The organism is Kitasatospora sp. NPDC001225 (genome assembly GCF_053597855.1).
Genome location: NZ_JBSFJC010000076.1, coordinates 26,423 through 42,598 on the forward strand (window position 1 = coordinate 26,423; position 16,176 = coordinate 42,598).

Below are 16,176 nucleotides of genomic sequence, written 5' to 3' on the forward strand. Positions count from 1 at the left end.
CGGCCGTGCTCAGCGCTTGGCGCGCAGTCGCGCGGCCTCGTACAGCACGATGCCCGCCGCGACACCGGCGTTCAGCGACTCGGTCAGGCCGGACATCGGGATCCGGACCCGCATGTCGCAGGTCTCCGAGACCAGCCGGGACAGGCCCTTGCCCTCGCTGCCCGCGACGATCACGACCGGACCGGTCAGCAGCTCCAGGTCGCCGATCTCGGCCTCGCCGTCGGCGGCCAGGCCGACCACCATCAGACCGGCCTTCTGGTAGGCCTCCAGGGTGCGGGTCATGTTGGTGGCCCGGGCGACGGGCAGCCGGGCCGCGGCGCCGGAGGAGGTCTTCCAGGCACCGGCGGTCATGCCGGCCGCGCGGCGCTCGGGGATGACCACGCCGTGCGCGCCGAAGGCGGCGGCCGAGCGGACCACGGCGCCCAGGTTGCGCGAGTCGGTCACGCCGTCCAGCGCGATGATCAGCGCGTCCTGGCCGGCGTCGGCGGCGTCGACCAGCAGGTCGTCGGGGTGCGCGTACTCGTACGGCGGCACCTGGAGCACCAGGCCCTGGTGGTTCATCCCGCCGGTCATCTGGTCCAGCTGGGGCCGCGGGGCCTCCATCAGCGGGATGCCGCGGTCGTTGGCGGCCTGGAAGGCGTCGCGGACCCGGTCGTCGGTGTCGATGAACTGCTGGACGTACAGCGCGTTGGCCGGGACGTCGCCCTGCAGGGCCTCGACCACCGAGTTGCGGCCGAAGACCAGCTCGGCGCTGCCCGCGCCGCCGCGGCCACCACGGCCGCCGCCGCCGGCCCGGCGCATGCCGGCCCGGGCCTTGGCGTCCCGCTCGCGCTTGATCGCGGCGTTGGCGGCGCGCTGCTTCGGGTGGCCCTTGCGCTCCGCACCGGGCGGCGTCGGGCCCTTGCCCTGGAGCGCCTTCCGGCTGTGGCCGCCGGTACCGACAGACGCGCCCTTCTTCGATCCGGGGTTGCGACGGTTCCTGCGTGCACTGTTGCCGGCCATGGCTGTACTTCCTGTCTGTCCGGCATGCCCCGGCCGTCCCGGTCTGCCCGGTGGCGGCCGACGGCATGCGCTACGTCATGCGGGAGGGCCGCACCGGTCCGGTACGGCCCACCCATCACCCCGATCGTCGGATGGGGTTACTGGCTGTTGATCGTCCAGCGCGGGCCGGACGGGGTGTCCTCGATGGCCAGCCCGGCGAGGCCGAGCTGGTCGCGGATGGCGTCCGCGGTGGCGAAGTCCTTGCGCTCGCGCGCGGCCTGCCGCTGGTCCAGGACCAGACGGACCAACGAGTCGACCACTCCGTGGAGGTCCTCGCCGCGCTCCGTCCCGGCCCAGTGCGGGTCGAGCGGGTCGAGGCCCAGTACACCGAGCATCGCACGGACCTCGGCCAGTCGCGCCACCACGCTCTCCTTGTCGTCCGCGTTCAGGGCGCTGTTGCCCTGGCGGACGGCGGTGTGCACGACGGCCAGCGCCTGCGGCACGCCGAAGTCGTCGTCCATCGCCTCGGCGAAGGCCGGCGGCACCTCGGGCGCCGCGTCGACCGTGCCGCAGCGCTCGACGGCGCGCTGGATGAAGCCCTCGATCCGGCCGAAGCCGGCCTCGGCCTCGCGCAGCGACTCCTCGCTGTACTCGATCATCGAGCGGTAGTGCGGGGCCGCCAGGTAGTAGCGGAGCACGATCGGCCGCCACGCCCGGACCATCTCGGAGACCAGCACCGAGTTGCCCAGCGACTTGCTCATCTTCTCGCCGGCCATGGTGACCCAGGCGTTGTGCACCCAGAAGCCGGCGAAGTCGTCGCCGTAGGCCTTGGACTGGGCGATCTCGTTCTCGTGGTGCGGGAAGATCAGGTCCAGCCCGCCGCCGTGGATGTCGAAGGCCGCGCCCAGGTACTTGTGGGCCATCGCCGAGCACTCCAGGTGCCAGCCCGGACGGCCGCGGCCCCACGGGGTCTCCCAGCTCGGCTCGCCCGGCTTGGCGGCCTTCCACATCGCGAAGTCGCGCTGGTCCCGCTTGCCGGTCTCGCCCTCGCCCTCGGGCTGGCGCAGGTCGTCCAGCTTCTGGTTGGAGAGCGCCAGGTAGTCGGGGTACGACCGCACGTCGAAGTAGACGTTGCCGTCGGCCGCGTAGGCGTGGCCCTTCTCGATGAGCCCCTGCATCATCGCGATCATCTCGGGGATGTGCCCGGTGGCCCGCGGCTCGACCGTCGGCCGCAGGCAGCCGAGCGCGTCGTAGCCGTCGTTGAAGGCGCGCTCGTTCTCGTAGGCGATCTGCCACCACGGCGTGCCGAGCTCGCGCTCCTTGGCGATGATCTTGTCGTCGATGTCGGTGACGTTCCGGGCGAAGGTCACCTGGTAGCCGCGGTAGGCGAACCACCGCTGCATGAGGTCGAAGTTGAGGTACGACCGGATGTGCCCGATGTGTGGCGCCGACTGAACGGTAGCGCCGCACAGGTAGATCGAGACACAACCCGGTACAAGCGGGACGAAGTCGCGTACCTGGCGGGTGCTGGTGTCGTACAGACGAATGCTCACAGCGTCAAGCGTAGTGGGCACCGGGGGGTGCCCCGCCACATTCCCCGGGACAACGGGGGCGTGATCCCGGGGAAACGGCGGGACGCGGACGGGACTCAGATGTTGCCGAGCACCTTGTCCGGGGAGATCCGGACGACCACCCGGACCGCCTCCGGGCCGTCGAAGGTGTAGTCCTTGCCCAGGTACTTGCGGGACAGCTCGTCGATCAGCTCCCGGCCGCCCTCGGTGGTCAGCGTCGCCTCGCCGCGCGCCTCGAAGTACTCGTACGGGTTGTCCTTGTCGTTGATGACGAGGGACACCCTCGGGTCCCTGACCAGGTTGAGGTGCTTCCGGCGGCCCTCGACGGTGGAGAACAGGATGTCGTCGCCGTCCCGCTTGACCCAGACCACGGAGGCCTGCGGGCCCCCGTCGGGCTGGATGGTGGAGACCACGGCGAAGCTCGTGCTGTCGAGCAGTTCCTTGACCTTGTCCGCAAGTTCGACACCCATCGGAAACCCCTTCACGTCGGCGTTCGGCCCGAGCGGAAGCCCCGTCCGGGCCCGAGCCGAACACTAGCGACTCGGGCCCCGGGAACACCCGGTGAACACCCGTCAGGTCCGGGTTGTTCCCGACCGCTCACCGCGACCGGCTCAACGCCGTTCGTACACCAGGGCGGTGGCGATCGCAGCCAGGCCCTCGGCCCGGCCGGTCAGCCCCAGCCCGTCGGTGGTGGTGCCGGAGACGGACACCGGGGCGCCGACCGCCTCGGAGAGCGCGGCCTGCGCCTCGGCCCGCCGCTTGCCGATCTTCGGCCGCACGCCGATCACCTGGACCGCCACGTTGCCGATCTCGAAGCCCGCCTCGCGGACCAGCCGGGCCGCCTCGCCGAGCAGCTTCGCCCCGGACGCGCCGGCCCACTCCGGGCGGTCGGTGCCGAAGTGGGCGCCCAGGTCGCCGATCCCGGCGGCCGAGAACAGCGCGTCGCAGGCGGCGTGCGCGGCGACGTCGGCGTCCGAGTGCCCGGAGAGGCCGACCTCGGCGTCCGGCCAGTCCAGCCCGGCCACCCGGAGCGGGCGGCCGGCCTCGAAGGCGTGCACGTCGGTGCCGATCCCCACGCGGGGGATCACGGGGGTCTGCGGGTCAGTAGGCATCGGCGGCCCTCCTGCGGGCGAGTACGGCCTCGGCGAGCACGAGGTCCAGTGGACGGGTGACCTTGAACGCCTCCTCGTGGCCGGGCACCACGACGACCCGGCCGCCGTAGCGCTCCACCAGGCCGGCGTCGTCGGTGACCGGGGGCGCGTCGGCGGTGCCCGCGCTCTCCTCGGCCAGCGCCTTGGCGTGCACCTCGACCAGGGTGGCGCGGTCGAAGCCCTGCGGGGTCTGCACCGCGCGCAGGGTGGCGCGCTCGGGCGTGTCGAGCACCGGCTCGGGGCCGCCCGGGTTCGGCTCGACCCGCTTCACCGTGTCGGCCAGCGGCACCGCGGGCACCACCGCCCGCGCCCCGGCCCGGACGGCGGCCGCGACGGCGTCCACCACCTCGACCGGGACCAGCGGGCGGGCCGCGTCGTGCACCAGCACGATCCCGACCTCGTCCGGGATCGCGGCCAGGCCCAGCCGGACCGACTCCTGGCGGGTCGCCCCGCCGGCCACCACCCGGATGTCCTTGTCGTCCAGCCCGTGGCTGTCCAGCAGGGCGACCACCTCGGCCACCCCGTCGGCGGGCGCGGCGACCACGACCAGGCCGACCGCCCGACTGCGGGCCAGGGCCCGGACGGCGTGCACCAGGAGCGGCACGCCCCCCAGTTCCCGCAGGGCCTTCGGGGCCCCGGGCCCCAGCCGCTCACCCCGTCCGGCGGCGGGCACCACTGCTGCTGCGACTGCTCCTGACGCGTTCAGGTTTCACTCCTTCGGCGAAGTGGGTATGGCCATGGCGTGCCCGGCGGGCGCACCGGGCCCCTTCCGAAGAACCACGGTCCACCGTCCGCCGCACAGCTCCGCAAGTTCCGCGCAACGGTTCCGCGCAAGAACGGGTGCGGAAACGGTCTTGCAGGCCTGGGCCGGCTCGGGCGGGTGGCGTGGTCCGGACATGCCTCAGCGCCCGGAGTGCCACTGCACCACTCCCGGACGGTTCGTCCGAGGAGTGGCGCGCCGGCACCGGGCGCTGTGAGCGTTGGGCGGCAGCCCGACCGCACTGCGGTGGCGCGCTACGAGGCGAGGACCTCGTCGAGCAGCGTCTCCGCCTTGTCCTCGTTGGTGTTCTCCGCCAGCGCGAGCTCGCTGACGAGGATCTGGCGCGCCTTCGCGAGCATCCGCTTCTCGCCGGCCGAGAGGCCGCGCTCGCGCTCGCGGCGCCACAGGTCGCGGACGACCTCGGCGACCTTGATGACATCACCCGAGGCGAGCTTCTCCAGGTTCGCCTTGTAGCGACGGGACCAGTTGGTCGGCTCTTCCGTGTACGGTGCCCGCAGCACCTCGAAGACCCGGTCCAGACCCTCCTGGCCGACTACATCGCGCACACCGACGAACTCCGCGTTCTCGGCGGGCACGCGGAGCGTCAGGTCTCCCTGCTGCACCTTGAGCACCAGGTAGGTCTTGTCCACACCTTTGATCTGGCGAGTTTCGATGGCCTCGATCAGCGCGGCCCCGTGATGGGGGTAGACCACCGTGTCGCCAACCTTGAACGTCATGTGACAGGACCCCTTCCGTGGCTTTCCAGAATAACACGCTTCTCGGCCCACCCGAAGGGCGTTTTCGCAGGTCAGGGCCGGTCTCGGGGCTTGACAAGGACCCCCATGACGTGCTGCGACCGGTGTTCGAGAGGGGCTTCCCGCAGGTCGGAGGCGGTTCCGGGGTTCGACGAAACCCTTGCGCAACACCCCCGCAACCATGATTGGATCTTGAGCTTTCACCCCTTTTCGAGTCGCGGCCGAATCGTTATTCGATCTTGGTCGAACCTTGTCCTCCGCGTGACCCGGACATGTCGACGTACCGCCGGACGCACCCCCGGCGTACGGCCGGACGGCCCCCGGCGGCCCCCGGGAGTGCGACACGGGGACCACCCCGTGAGGAGCGCATAAGCGAGGTCGATAATCTGAGACCTGACCACCCGACACGTGACCTAGGGAGAAGCCGCCGCCGTGAGCCGCAGCCTTCGACGCGGCAGCATCGCCGCCCTCGCCGCCATCGCCATCGCCTCGCTGTCCTCCTGCGCCGCCGGCAACACGCCGGACACCCTGCAGATCAAGCCGGACAACGCGGCGGCGACCCTCGGAACGAACCTCCGGCTGAACAACATCGTGGTCGTCACCGGGGAGGGCGCCTCGGGCGACCACACCGGTCCCGCCAACGTGGTCGTGAACATCGCGAACACCGCGGACGCCCCGGCCGAGCTCCAGTCCGTCACCGTCGGCGGTGCCGCCACCACCTTCGCGGACGCCGCCGGCGCTCCGCTGTCCGGCATCGTCGTCCCGGCCCGCGGCGCGGTGGTGATCGGCGGCCAGGGCAACCCGTCCGCCACCGCCGCCTCCGCGACCGTCCACGTCGGCGGCTTCGCCCCGACCGTGTTCACCTTCAAGGACGGCCAGAAGGTCGAGGCCCAGGCCGCCGTGAGCCCGGACTCGGGCGCAGACGGCCGCGGCCTGTACAAGGGCTTCGGTCCGACCCCGTCGCCGACCGCGACCCCGGCCAAGACCACCACCCCCGGTGCGGCCACCCCCGGTGCCACCGCTCCGGCCCCCGGCGCCACCACCCCGGGCGCGCCGGCCACCGGTGCCGCCGTCCCGGCCGGCACCACCGCCCCGGCCGTCCCGGCCGCGCACTGACGCCGCACCCCGCCCCCGGCGGGCCCTCCAGGGCCCGCCGGAGCGACGCGAAGGCCCCCTCCGGCTGCTGCCGGCGGGGGCCTTCCGCGTGGTGGGGACGGTTTACGGCTCGAACTTGTAGCCCAGGCCGCGGACGGTGACCAGGTAGCGCGGCGCGCCCGGGTCCGGCTCGATCTTGGCCCGCAGGCGCTTCACGTGGACGTCCAGGGTCTTGGTGTCGCCGACGTAGTCCGCGCCCCAGACCCGGTCGATCAGCTGCATCCGGGTGAGCACCCGGCCCGCGTTGCGCAGCAGCATCTCCAGCAGGTCGAACTCCTTGAGCGGCAGGTCGACCTTGGCGCCGTCCACGGTCACCACGTGGCGGTCCACGTCCATCCGGACCGGGCCCGCCTCCAGGGCGCCCGGGCCGCCGCCGTTGTCGCCCGCGCCGCCGTCCTCGCCGCGGCGGCGCAGCACCGCGCGGATCCGCGCGACCAGCTCGCGGGTGGAGTACGGCTTGGTGACGTAGTCGTCAGCGCCTATCTCCAGACCGACGACCTTGTCGATCTCGCTGTCCTTCGCGGTCACCATGATCACCGGGACGTTGGAACGCACCCGGAGCTGGCGGCAGACCTCGGTGCCGGGCAGGCCCGGCAGCATCAGGTCGAGCAGGACGAGGTCGGCGCCGTTCCGTTCGAACTGCTCCAGGGCGTCGGGGCCGGTGGCGGCCACGGCCACCTCGAAGCCCTCCTTGCGGAGCATGTACGAGAGGGCGTCGCTGAACGACTCCTCGTCCTCGACCACCAGTACTCGGGTCACGATCAGGCCTCCGGGGCAAGCTGCGGGGTTGTGTCTGACAGGTGTGGTGCCCGCTCCCCGGTGGGGAGCGAACGGTCCGTGCGGGGCGCGCGGGGAGCGCGGTCCGTCCGGTCCGTGGTGAGGGTTCGGGGTGCGGCGGCGGGACCGGCGGGGCCGCCGTCCGGCGTGTGGTCCGGCTCGTCGCCGAACTCGTCGTCGAACGCGTCGTCGGGCTCGTCCTCCGTGGGTGCCTGCCCGGCGGGCAGGCGGACGGTGAAGGTCGACCCCTGGCCCTCGACGCTCCACACCGAGACGGTGCCGCCGTGCGAGGCCGCGACGTGCTTGACGATGGACAGGCCCAGGCCGGTGCCGCCGGTCGCCCGGGAGCGGGCGGGGTCGACGCGGTAGAACCGCTCGAAGACCCGCTCGCGGTCCTTCTCGGAGATGCCGATGCCCTGGTCGGTGACCGAGATCTCGATGAGCTCGCCGTCCGCCTCCCCGAGCGCCGCGGCGCTGGAGATCCGCCGGGTGGCGATGGCCACCCGGGTACGGGGCGGGCTGTAGTTGACGGCGTTCTCGACCAGGTTGCCGAGCGCGGCGGCGAGCTGGCCGCGGTTGCCGTGCAGGTAGAGGCCGGCGATGCCGCCCGCCGCGATCAGGATCTGCTTGGCGGCGGCCTGCTGGCGGCAGCGGTCGATCGCCTCGGCGATCAGCTCGTCCACCGCGACCGGCTCCGGGTCGATCATCAGCCGGTCGTCCTGGACCCGGGAGAGGTCGATGATCTCCTGGACCAGGCTGGCCAGCCGGGCCGCCTCGACCTGCATCCGGCCGGCGAAGCGCTGCACCGCCTCCGGGTCGTCGGACGCGTCCACGACCGCCTCGGAGAGCAGCGACAGGGCGCCGACCGGGGTCTTGAGCTCGTGGCTGACGTTGGCCACGAAGTCCCGGCGGACGGCCTCCACCCGGCGGCGCTCGGTCTGGTCCTCGACCAGCACCAGCACCAGCCGGGAGCCCAGCGGGGCGACCCGGACGGAGACCGCGAGCGGCTCGGCCGCGCGGGCCGCGCCCGGCCGGGGCACCTCCAGCTCGACCTGGCGGATCTCGCCGTCCCGGCGGGTGGAGCGGGCCAGCGCGAGCATCTGGTCCACCGCGACGGCACCGCCGCGCACCAGGCCCATCGCGTACGCCGCCGAACTGGCCTTGACCACCTCGTCGCCCTCGCCCAGCACGATCGCGCAGGAGCGGAGCACGGAGAGCACGGTGTCGACCCCGGGCGGCAGCGGCGGCTCGGGGTTGCCGGTACCCAGTGACTGGTACCGGCCGGGGTTCCTGCCGCCGGTTGCGCTGTACCTGCCCTTGGCCTGCTCGCGCTCGCTCCAGCGGAAGGCGATGGAGGCGGTGAGGCCGACACCGAGCCCGGCTATGGCACAGGCAGCGGCGGCGGCCACGTTCACGTCCATGTGGCCAGCGTAAGCGCACGGCCAGGCCAGTCCCCAAGCACCCGATCAAGGCATCGACCACGCGTTGCCGAGAATTCACCTTCAGGTAGCCGCCGATTCACCGGAGCGGCCGTGCACCGTCGCCCAGGCGGCCGAAAGTTGGCCAGGCAGCCCGTGTGGGAGAGATCGGTGTGCCGAACAGCGGCCACCGGCTCGGGTGTGCGCGTACGATGCGCGCCACCAGCAGCGGTCACCCGGACACCGGAACGACGGTCGGACGGGCTGACCGGTCGGCACCGCCACCGACACAGCTACTGAGGAGAGAACATGCGCGACGCGTACCACGAGGAACTCGATGCGATCGGCGACAGCCTGGTCGAGATGGCCCGGCTGGTCGGCTCTGCCATGGGCCGCGCCACCACCGCCCTCCTCGACGCGGACCTCGCCCTGGCGGAGGGCGTGATCGCCGCCGACGAGAAGGTCAACGAGCTCCACCACGACCTGGAGAACCGGGCCATCGACCTCCTCGCCCGCCAGCAGCCGGTCGCCACCGACCTGCGCATCGTCGTCACCTCGCTGCGGATGAGCGCCGACCTGGAGCGCTGCGGCGACCTCGCCCGGCACGTCGCCAAGGTCGCGCGGATGCGCTACCCCGACACCGCCGTGCCGAGCGACCTGCACTCCACCGTCCTGGAGATGGGCCAGCTCGCCCAGCGCCTGGTGGCCAAGGCCGGCCTGGTCATCGCCACCAAGGACGTCGACAAGGCGCTGGAGATGGAGCAGGACGACGACGCGATCGACACCCTGCACCGCGAGCTGCTGTCGCACCTGATCGACGAGCGCTGGCACCACGGGATCGAGACCGCCGTCGACATCACCCTGGTCGGCCGCTACTACGAGCGCTTCGCGGACCACGCGGTGTCGGTCGCCAAGCGCGTGGTGTACCTGGTGACGGGCGAGCACGTGGCCGAGTTCGTGGCCGCCACCGAGGCCGCCGAGGCCGCGCCGGTCGACTGACCTCCGGTCCGGGCGGTGCTTCGTGGCCGCTCCCGGCTCACCCCCCGGGGCGAGTAAACCTGCGACGAGGGTGGTGCGGGCGCACGGCACTCCGTGCGCCCCACCACCGCGCGCCCGTTGACGCTCCGTCCATTCGGCGGCTTCACTCGACGTTGGGGGCACAGGACTGTGCCCGTCACAAGGAGGGAAGCTCGATGAAGGCCCACCCGACCCGACCGGCATCCGCCCACACCACCGTCGAGCCACCCGCCCCGAAGCTGCTCCCCGTCCTCGCCGCCGGCTGCGGCTGCGGCCCGGGCTGCGGCTGCGGCTGCCAGTCCGGCGCGCCCTGCCAGTGCGGCGGTGCCGACGGCGGCTGCTGCGGCGGCCACTGAGCGCGCCGCCGTCCGAGGAGTCCCCGAGGTGCACGGTCTTCCGGCGGCCGTGCACCTCGTTCGCGTCCGGGTCCGTGTCCGCGTCGGACCGGGCGTCGGGACCGGACGTCAGAACGCGACGTCGGTGCAGGAGTAGAAGGCGTTCCCGGTGTCGGAGATCGTCCAGACCGCGACGACCACTTGGTGGCCGGTGCGCCCACCCGGGATGGTCGCGGTGTGGCTGAGCGTGCTCGGCACCTGCTGCCCGCCGTACGGGACGGTCAGGGAGGGCGTCAGGTCCAGGTTGGCCCGGGTGACCGGCTGGCTCGCGTCGTAGCCCGGCTTGGTCATGTAGTACCGGAAGTCGGTGGTCGCGTGCCGGGCGGTGAACTTCCAGGTGAAGGTGAGCTGCCCGCCCGCCGTCACCGGCGTGGTCGGCCAGGCACCCGCGTGCGGGTCGTCCAGCTCGGCGAAGCGCGCGTTGCCGCCGGCGCAGATGGTGCCGTCCGAGGGGCCGAGGGCCGGGAAGCCCTTGGGGCCCTCGACGCTCTGCGGCTCCCACTGGATGTCACCGCAGTCCCACGGGACGCCGTCCACGTGGGTGTCGCAGAGCGCGGCCCGGCTGGGCGGGGTCGTGATCCAGCCGTGGGACGCGGCCGGGAAGGCGAGGGTCAGCGGGATCGCCAGCGCGGCGACGGCCGCCCCGACGATGTGGCGTGTGCGCATGGTGCTCCTCCGTGGGGGTGGATGGAGTGTGCGCCGGGGGCACAGACGCGCGCGCGTGGGGGTGCGGCGGCCCGGACGGGGAGATCCTGGCATGCCTGCGCCAGTCCGGTGCCCTCACGGTAGGAGCCGCCGACTGCGGCCGTCAATGGTCTGAACCATTTTCCCACCTACCCAACTCCACCACCAGGCAAGCGGGTTGACCCCGAACCGACCGAAAACGAACGAAGGCCCCGCCGCCCGGTCGGACCGGGTGGCGGGGCCGTAGCGGCAAGCGGCCTACTTCTTGCCCTGGGTCTGGCCTGTCGATTCTGCGGGCCTGATCAGGGGCCTCTGACCTGCGGTTGAGCCGTTGATAGTTGTCATCGTTGGCCACCCTCGATCGACGCCGGACGGCCCATGGACGGCCCAGAACTAGGCCCCCAGCTTGGCAATCTCCTGGAGTGCCTGCTGTGGGGTCTTGCCGGTCTCCCGCTCAAGCATCAGCAGGAGGTAGCCCGCGACGTTGGCCAGCCCGATCGAGGCGTCCACCAAGCCACGCTCACCGTCCTCTGTGGCCATCTCCGTGAGTCGACTGAGCGCGAAGTCCGTCCCCCGGCCATCGCTGCTCTCGGTCCACGCCGCCATGATCTCGATGCCACGCGCCGTGGGGTTGGGCGATTCAGAAGTCATGACCAGATCCTAGCCAGGGCCAGGCTCTGCGAAGTTGACCCCTCAAGGCACCTGACAGAACGCCACGGTTGCATCGTCGCCGGACTTGAAACGCGGCCAGCGGCGCCCATCGGGGTCGGTGGCCTCGGTCTTCCTGACCTGCGAGATCAGACCGTCCGCGCCAGCCTCCCGAAGCGTCGCAAACGCATCCGCCCAGGATGCCGTGCGGTACTCGGTCACGAGGCGCGAGACCCCATCGGACAGCACGGCCACCGAGCGGACGCCATCGAGGGGCACCACACCCGTCAGCGCGTGGTGCGCGGCTTCGCCGGTGGAGGCGGCCACCCAGTAGCCGTCCACGGTGTTCCGGGTGAGCCGCTGGGCCTCGACCATCCGGCGGACGGCCTCGGCGTGCTCCGGCGTGCCGGTGGCGAACCGTTCCGTCTCCGCCCGGAGTTCCGGCACCACGGTGTCGACTCGCAGGTCGGTGACCACGTGGTAGTCGTCGGCCCGCTCGAAGACGATGGGTGAGTCCGCGAGAACGAGGTAGTCGAACTGGTCGGCACCGGCCCGCAGGATCGAGACCGTGGCGGACGGCGTACCGGGGTTGCCGAGGTCGCACCCGGGGTGGAGCACCGCCACACGCTCCAGGGCATCCGCCAGCCCGTCAGCCAGCGGCCGGCCGGACTCTGCCAGCGCGGCCATCAGGTGGCCGCCCAACTGGGCGACGTACCAAGGAACGCCGTGCCGACAGCCGGTGTCCAGTCCGGCCGTGCTCAGGCCGTCCAGGACGACGGCAAGCGTGGGCGTGGCCGCCGCCCAGTCCTCATTGGGGTTCGTGCCACCGGGTGCGGTGGCGATGGAGACGCGCATCTGTCAGCCCTCGTGTCGGTAGATCGGGGTGATCCTGCTGCTCTCCAGAACTTCCAGGGTCTGCGGGTCGTAACGGCAGGAGATGAGCGTGGAGAAACGCTTCGTCCGCACCTCGCGATACAGCTCGCCGAGATGGTTCTCCAGGTAGTGCACGACGCCGTTCGCGCCGATCGCGTGGATGCCCGCGACGTAGAGGAACGTCCCCTTACCGTCGAGGCGGGGAAGCCGAGCGAGGTAGCCGACATCCCCGGCCGTGCCGTCCACGTCGAGCGGGGAGCGGTACTCCGTCTCGGTGTGCAGGTCCACCAGGTGCCAAGCCGTGTCCTTGCGGAACCGCAGGTTGTCGTCACCTTCAAGCACCTGGGCCACGATCGGGGACAGCCGCGGGCCGCAGATGACGACCAGGTGCTCGCGGTTGAGGTTCACGATGCCGGACGGCGGGATGACCTCGTACTCGGAGTCGAGCTTCAGGCCCGCGAACAGCTTCCGCAGGTGCTCGTAGTTGTTCAGGTCTTCCCTGGTCACGACCTGGCTTGGGTTCTCGTCCGGGGACTTCCCCGCCTCGTACTTGCCGCCGACCGCCACGGTCATCGGCCCCAGGCCGAAGAAGGCCCGCTCCGGCGCGGGGCCGGCCGACGCGAGCTGACCGACACGCCCACGGCTTACGCCGAGCAGGGCTGCAATCTCGGTCTGCGACATGCCCGACGCCGATGCCTCTTCGATGGCCTCCCGGCGGACCCGGGACAGCTCGACCACCCGGTTCTGGTAGTCCGCCATCAGGGCAATCGCCGCCTTGGCCCGGTCGATCGGGACGGCCACGTTGGCCACCCGCTCAAGCTCCTCGTGCATGGTGATCCCTTCACTGCCTAGGGGGGCGAAGCAAGCCTACCGCTAGAGGGACTTGACGCACAGATAGCGACTGCCTACCTTGGGTATCGCGAGAGAGCGAAAGCCCCCCTAAGCAACACAAGGAACGGGCTTAGCACTTCGTTGACCTGCACAAATGCAGCGGAGCGGCGCGCCCAACCGCCAAGTCAGTACGCCGCTCCGTGCCCCGGTGAAGGGAGTTCCATCATGCACGCTCCGCTCATCACTCAGTCGTCGCTCGCGGTCGGCCCGGCGAAGGAGAACGTCTCGCTGTTCGGCGAGGCGGACCCGGGCGAGAGCGAGGCCCGCGTCTCGGTGCGGGTGTCGCTGTCGCTGCGGTTCTTCGACCTGGTGGGCCTGCTGGCCTTCCACCCGGAGATGACGCTCACCGCCTCGGACCTGCTGAAGTCCGAGGAGTTGGCGGAGGCCCTGCGCTTCGCGATCGTGGACTCCGACGCCCACCAGATCGAGGAGTACGCGGAGCTGGCCCGCACCGCGCTGTCGCACTCGCGCCGGCCGTTCTACGCCTACACCAAGCTGGTGGCCGAGGCCGTGACCCGGATGTTCGGCGTCACCGCCCCGCAGCCGCCGACCCCGACCGCGCCGGTCCTCTCCCTGGTGGCCCCGGCCGTCGCGAAGGCGGTGGCGGCGTGAACACGGTCGTCGAGATCCGCCGGTGCCCGCGCTGCTCGGCCCGGCTCAGCCGCAGCAACCCCGACCGGCTGTGCGGCCCGTGCCGTCGGACGGTGGGCCCGGACGACCGCCGTGCCGCCCGCCTGGCCTCCGTCGCCGCGCTCCCGGCCGAGGAGCCCGCCGCCCAGGAGACGGGCCCGGACCTGGGCGCCATCCTGCGCCGGTTCCGCGCGGACACCCACTTCACCCAGCAGGACCTCTCCGACCTCCTCGGCTTCAGCCAGCCGTACGTCTCGCTCCTGGAGCGCGGCAAGCGCACCATCCGCGACGTCGCCCAGCTGCGGCGCATCGCCCGCCTCCTGGGTCTGCCGGAGACGGTCGTCGGCCTCCTCCCGCTCGCGGCCTGACGCTCTGTCCCGGGTGAGCGCTCACCGACGCTCACGGGCGCTCACCACCCGCTCACCCGGCCGCCCGACTGGCCCGGTTTCAACCGCAGTCGGCCGACTTTCAGGGGCACGCGCGGGGCGGTGAACACCCGGCTGTTCACCGCCGCTCACGGGACCGTTCCCGGCGTTACCCGCCGACCGTTCCCGGTTCCCGGGAAGCGCTTCCCGTCCCGTTCCCCCATGCATCGGTCGCCCACTGACCAGGCGTCACGGCCCGACTGCCACCCGACTCGCTCGCCGCGTTTCCGCCGACCGTTCCCGGTTTCCCGGAAGCGCTTCCCTCGCCTTGCAGGAGTAGCTGTGACCAGCCATGACGGGGCCGACGCCCGCCCCCAGGAACCTCCACCATCCGGGCCTGAAATCCCGGCCGCCGCCGCTGAAACCGGCGCCCGTCGAGCTGAAACCGGCCCGGCCGTGAGCGCCGTTCAGTCGGGTACTCACCGCCCCGTCCACCCCGCCGCTGAAGCGCCCGCCGGTGCGGTTGAAGCCCCGGCCCGCGCCGCTGAAACGGCCACTGGCGGGCCTGAAGCGGGCCCGTCCGTGAGCGGTGGACACGGCGCCGTGAGCGCCGGTGAGCGCCCGGTGAACGCCCCCGGCGCCGGTGCCGCTGAAGCGCCCGCCGGTGTCCTTGAAGCGGACCCGGACGTGGTTGAAGCGGCGGTGCTGCCCGACCCGATCGCCCTCCCCGCGCCGGTGCGGGACGCGCACCGGTCGACCGCCCGGTGGGCAGCCGACCGGTTCGTGAGCGCGCTCCGCCGGATCACCCCGACCGTGGTGCTCGACCGGTGGGGACAGCCCGTCGGCATCCCCGACTACGGCTCCCCCGCCTTCGCCGCCCTGCCGCCGGCCGACCCGCGCCGCGAAGCCGCCCTCATCACCGCCGCCGAAGCCTGGCGCCAGCAGAGCGAGGAAGCCCCGCTCTACCTGCACGCCGGCCTCCGCACCACCATCGCAATCGGCGAGCAGACCCGGGCCGCGTGGGTGGCCGAGGACGAAGCCGCCTGGAAGCGCCTGGTGCGCACGGTGCGGGCCTGGTCCAACCACCCCAGCGCGCTGGAGCTGGCCGAGCAGCGCACCCGCGCCGCCGAAGCCGCCCAACGGGCCGTGAGCGCCTCGGCCAGGTGGCCGCCGGTCGCGATCCCCGGCCGCCCCGGCTGGCACCGCCACCACCACTCCGGCCGCCAGGTCGACCTCCCCGACACCCAGCCCCTTGCGGAGAGCGCCTGATGCCCGTCGAACTCCACCTCGCCACCACCCCCGACGACCGACCACAGACCCGACCGAACCCGATGTACGACCCCGCGCCCGGCCTCGTGCGCCCCGAGCGGCCGGGCCCCGTCCCGGACCCGGAGGTGTTCTGCGGCTGGGCCGGAGAGACCGTCGCCGCGCTCGACCCGACCACCGAGGCCGACCCCGTCGGCATCCTGGTGAACCTCCTGTCCGCCGCGGGCGCGGCCATCGGCCCGGGGCCGTTCATGTGGATCGGCAACGACCGCCACCCCGCCCTGATCTGGGCCCTCACCATCGGCGGCACCTCCCTGGGCAGGAAGGGCGCCGCCACCAACACCGTGCGCCGCCTGCTCAAGGCCGCCGTCCCGGACTTCATCGCCTCCAACACCCGCTCCGGCCTGTCCTCCGGCGAAGGCCTGATCGACATGGTCCGCGACGGCGACGGCGACAAGGACCCCGGGGTCACCGACAAGCGCCTGTGGGTGATCGAGTCCGAGTACGGCGTCACCATGGCCCGTGGCCGCCGGGAGGGCTCCTCCCTGAGCGGCATCCTGCGCCAGGCCTGGAACGGCGAAGACCTCGGCGTGATGAACCGCGACGCCCTGCACGCCACCGCCCCGCACATCGCCGTCGTCGGCCACATCAGCTCCCGCGAGCTGCGGGCCAAGATGCAGGACGCCGAGATGGCCGGCGGCACCTACAACCGCTTCCTGCCCATGGTCGTCTGGCGCAACCTCCTTGATGACGCTCTCTGAATTTCCCCAGTCTGTGCTCTGAGGTTGGCCAAACCTGCTCAGTTGATCTCCCCACCCTTCGGGTGATGTTGTCCGGCG

Annotated in this window: 19 protein-coding genes; 7 read left to right on the forward strand and 12 right to left on the reverse strand. The window is 72.2% G+C overall.

The window, feature by feature from the left end:
• Window positions 1-9: 9 nt before the first annotated feature.
• The 6 genes from rlmB to ACWDCZ_RS24475 all read right to left on the reverse strand — a co-directional run bounded on the left by rlmB (window position 10) and on the right by ACWDCZ_RS24475 (window position 5,200).
• Window positions 10-1,002 carry a 23S rRNA (guanosine(2251)-2'-O)-methyltransferase RlmB gene (gene rlmB / locus ACWDCZ_RS24450; protein ID WP_049657177.1) on the reverse strand — a complete coding sequence of 331 codons (993 nt, stop codon included), beginning with the start codon at window positions 1,000-1,002 and terminating at the stop codon, window positions 10-12.
• Between the two features lie 137 nt (window positions 1,003-1,139).
• The gene (gene cysS, locus ACWDCZ_RS24455; RefSeq protein WP_049657179.1) at window positions 1,140-2,534 is read right to left on the reverse strand and encodes a cysteine--tRNA ligase; all 1,395 of its coding nucleotides are present in this window, start codon (window positions 2,532-2,534) and stop codon (window positions 1,140-1,142) included.
• Window positions 2,535-2,629: 95 nt separating this feature from the next.
• Entirely contained in the window at window positions 2,630-3,022 is a 393-nt protein-coding gene (locus tag ACWDCZ_RS24460; protein ID WP_049657181.1) for a PPOX class F420-dependent oxidoreductase, read from the reverse strand.
• 141 nt (window positions 3,023-3,163) lie between these two features.
• Window positions 3,164-3,664, reverse strand: coding sequence for a 2-C-methyl-D-erythritol 2,4-cyclodiphosphate synthase (gene ispF / locus ACWDCZ_RS24465; RefSeq protein ID WP_049657183.1), 501 nt, complete (start codon window positions 3,662-3,664; stop codon window positions 3,164-3,166).
• Window positions 3,654-4,409, reverse strand: coding sequence for a 2-C-methyl-D-erythritol 4-phosphate cytidylyltransferase (gene ispD, locus ACWDCZ_RS24470; RefSeq protein ID WP_074001725.1), 756 nt, complete (start codon window positions 4,407-4,409; stop codon window positions 3,654-3,656). Before ispD ends, ispF begins: the two co-directional genes overlap by 11 nt.
• 308 nt (window positions 4,410-4,717) lie before the next feature.
• Window positions 4,718-5,200: a CarD family transcriptional regulator gene (locus ACWDCZ_RS24475; protein WP_014136563.1), complete on the reverse strand. Its 483-nt coding sequence runs from the start codon at window positions 5,198-5,200 to the stop codon at window positions 4,718-4,720.
• Window positions 5,201-5,650: 450 nt separating this feature from the next.
• Here ACWDCZ_RS24475 and ACWDCZ_RS24480 point away from each other — a divergent pair, with 450 nt between their 5' ends.
• Window positions 5,651-6,334 (forward strand): hypothetical protein, encoded by a 684-nt coding sequence (locus ACWDCZ_RS24480; protein ID WP_074001726.1) that lies wholly within the window; start codon window positions 5,651-5,653, stop codon window positions 6,332-6,334.
• 102 nt (window positions 6,335-6,436) lie between these two features.
• Here ACWDCZ_RS24480 and ACWDCZ_RS24485 read toward each other — a convergent pair whose 3' ends face one another.
• Together ACWDCZ_RS24485 and ACWDCZ_RS24490 are read right to left on the reverse strand one after the other, a co-directional pair.
• Window positions 6,437-7,132: a response regulator transcription factor gene (locus ACWDCZ_RS24485; protein WP_031069385.1), complete on the reverse strand. Its 696-nt coding sequence runs from the start codon at window positions 7,130-7,132 to the stop codon at window positions 6,437-6,439.
• 2 nt (window positions 7,133-7,134) lie between these two features.
• The gene (locus ACWDCZ_RS24490) at window positions 7,135-8,571 is read right to left on the reverse strand and encodes a sensor histidine kinase (protein ID WP_375876597.1); all 1,437 of its coding nucleotides are present in this window, start codon (window positions 8,569-8,571) and stop codon (window positions 7,135-7,137) included.
• Between the two features lie 306 nt (window positions 8,572-8,877).
• On the opposite strand from ACWDCZ_RS24490, the gene phoU reads away from it, so the two are divergent.
• Both phoU and ACWDCZ_RS24500 read left to right on the forward strand, forming a co-directional pair.
• Window positions 8,878-9,567, forward strand: coding sequence for a phosphate signaling complex protein PhoU (gene phoU / locus ACWDCZ_RS24495; protein WP_049657907.1), 690 nt, complete (start codon window positions 8,878-8,880; stop codon window positions 9,565-9,567).
• Window positions 9,568-9,761: 194 nt separating this feature from the next.
• Window positions 9,762-9,941, forward strand: a complete 180-nt coding sequence (locus tag ACWDCZ_RS24500) for a hypothetical protein (RefSeq protein WP_074001727.1) — start codon at window positions 9,762-9,764, stop codon at window positions 9,939-9,941.
• 108 nt (window positions 9,942-10,049) lie between these two features.
• Here the strand turns inward: ACWDCZ_RS24500 and ACWDCZ_RS24505 are convergent, their stop codons facing one another.
• The 4 genes from ACWDCZ_RS24505 to ACWDCZ_RS24520 form a co-directional block, all read right to left on the reverse strand.
• The gene (locus ACWDCZ_RS24505) at window positions 10,050-10,646 is read right to left on the reverse strand and encodes a lytic polysaccharide monooxygenase auxiliary activity family 9 protein (RefSeq protein ID WP_449816963.1); all 597 of its coding nucleotides are present in this window, start codon (window positions 10,644-10,646) and stop codon (window positions 10,050-10,052) included.
• Window positions 10,647-11,057: 411 nt separating this feature from the next.
• Window positions 11,058-11,315, reverse strand: a complete 258-nt coding sequence (locus ACWDCZ_RS24510) for a hypothetical protein (RefSeq protein ID WP_449816964.1) — start codon at window positions 11,313-11,315, stop codon at window positions 11,058-11,060.
• 42 nt (window positions 11,316-11,357) lie between these two features.
• Window positions 11,358-12,167 (reverse strand): protein phosphatase 2C domain-containing protein, encoded by an 810-nt coding sequence (locus tag ACWDCZ_RS24515; RefSeq protein ID WP_449816965.1) that lies wholly within the window; start codon window positions 12,165-12,167, stop codon window positions 11,358-11,360.
• Window positions 12,168-12,170: 3 nt separating this feature from the next.
• Complete coding sequence (locus ACWDCZ_RS24520) at window positions 12,171-13,016, reverse strand: RNA polymerase sigma factor sigma-70 region 4 domain-containing protein (RefSeq protein WP_363380455.1); 846 nt, start codon at window positions 13,014-13,016, stop codon at window positions 12,171-12,173.
• A 225-nt stretch (window positions 13,017-13,241) separates the two neighbouring features.
• On the opposite strand from ACWDCZ_RS24520, the gene ACWDCZ_RS24525 reads away from it, so the two are divergent.
• The 4 genes from ACWDCZ_RS24525 to ACWDCZ_RS24540 all read left to right on the forward strand — a co-directional run bounded on the left by ACWDCZ_RS24525 (window position 13,242) and on the right by ACWDCZ_RS24540 (window position 16,098).
• Entirely contained in the window at window positions 13,242-13,688 is a 447-nt protein-coding gene (locus tag ACWDCZ_RS24525) for a hypothetical protein (protein ID WP_449816966.1), read from the forward strand.
• Complete coding sequence (locus ACWDCZ_RS24530) at window positions 13,685-14,074, forward strand: helix-turn-helix domain-containing protein (protein ID WP_449816967.1); 390 nt, start codon at window positions 13,685-13,687, stop codon at window positions 14,072-14,074. The genes ACWDCZ_RS24525 and ACWDCZ_RS24530 overlap by 4 nt, the downstream gene beginning before the upstream one ends.
• 600 nt (window positions 14,075-14,674) lie before the next feature.
• Window positions 14,675-15,340 carry a hypothetical protein gene (locus ACWDCZ_RS24535; protein WP_449816968.1) on the forward strand — a complete coding sequence of 222 codons (666 nt, stop codon included), beginning with the start codon at window positions 14,675-14,677 and terminating at the stop codon, window positions 15,338-15,340.
• The gene (locus tag ACWDCZ_RS24540; protein WP_449816969.1) at window positions 15,340-16,098 is read left to right on the forward strand and encodes a hypothetical protein; all 759 of its coding nucleotides are present in this window, start codon (window positions 15,340-15,342) and stop codon (window positions 16,096-16,098) included. Before ACWDCZ_RS24535 ends, ACWDCZ_RS24540 begins: the two co-directional genes overlap by 1 nt.
• Window positions 16,099-16,176: the final 78 nt, after the last annotated feature.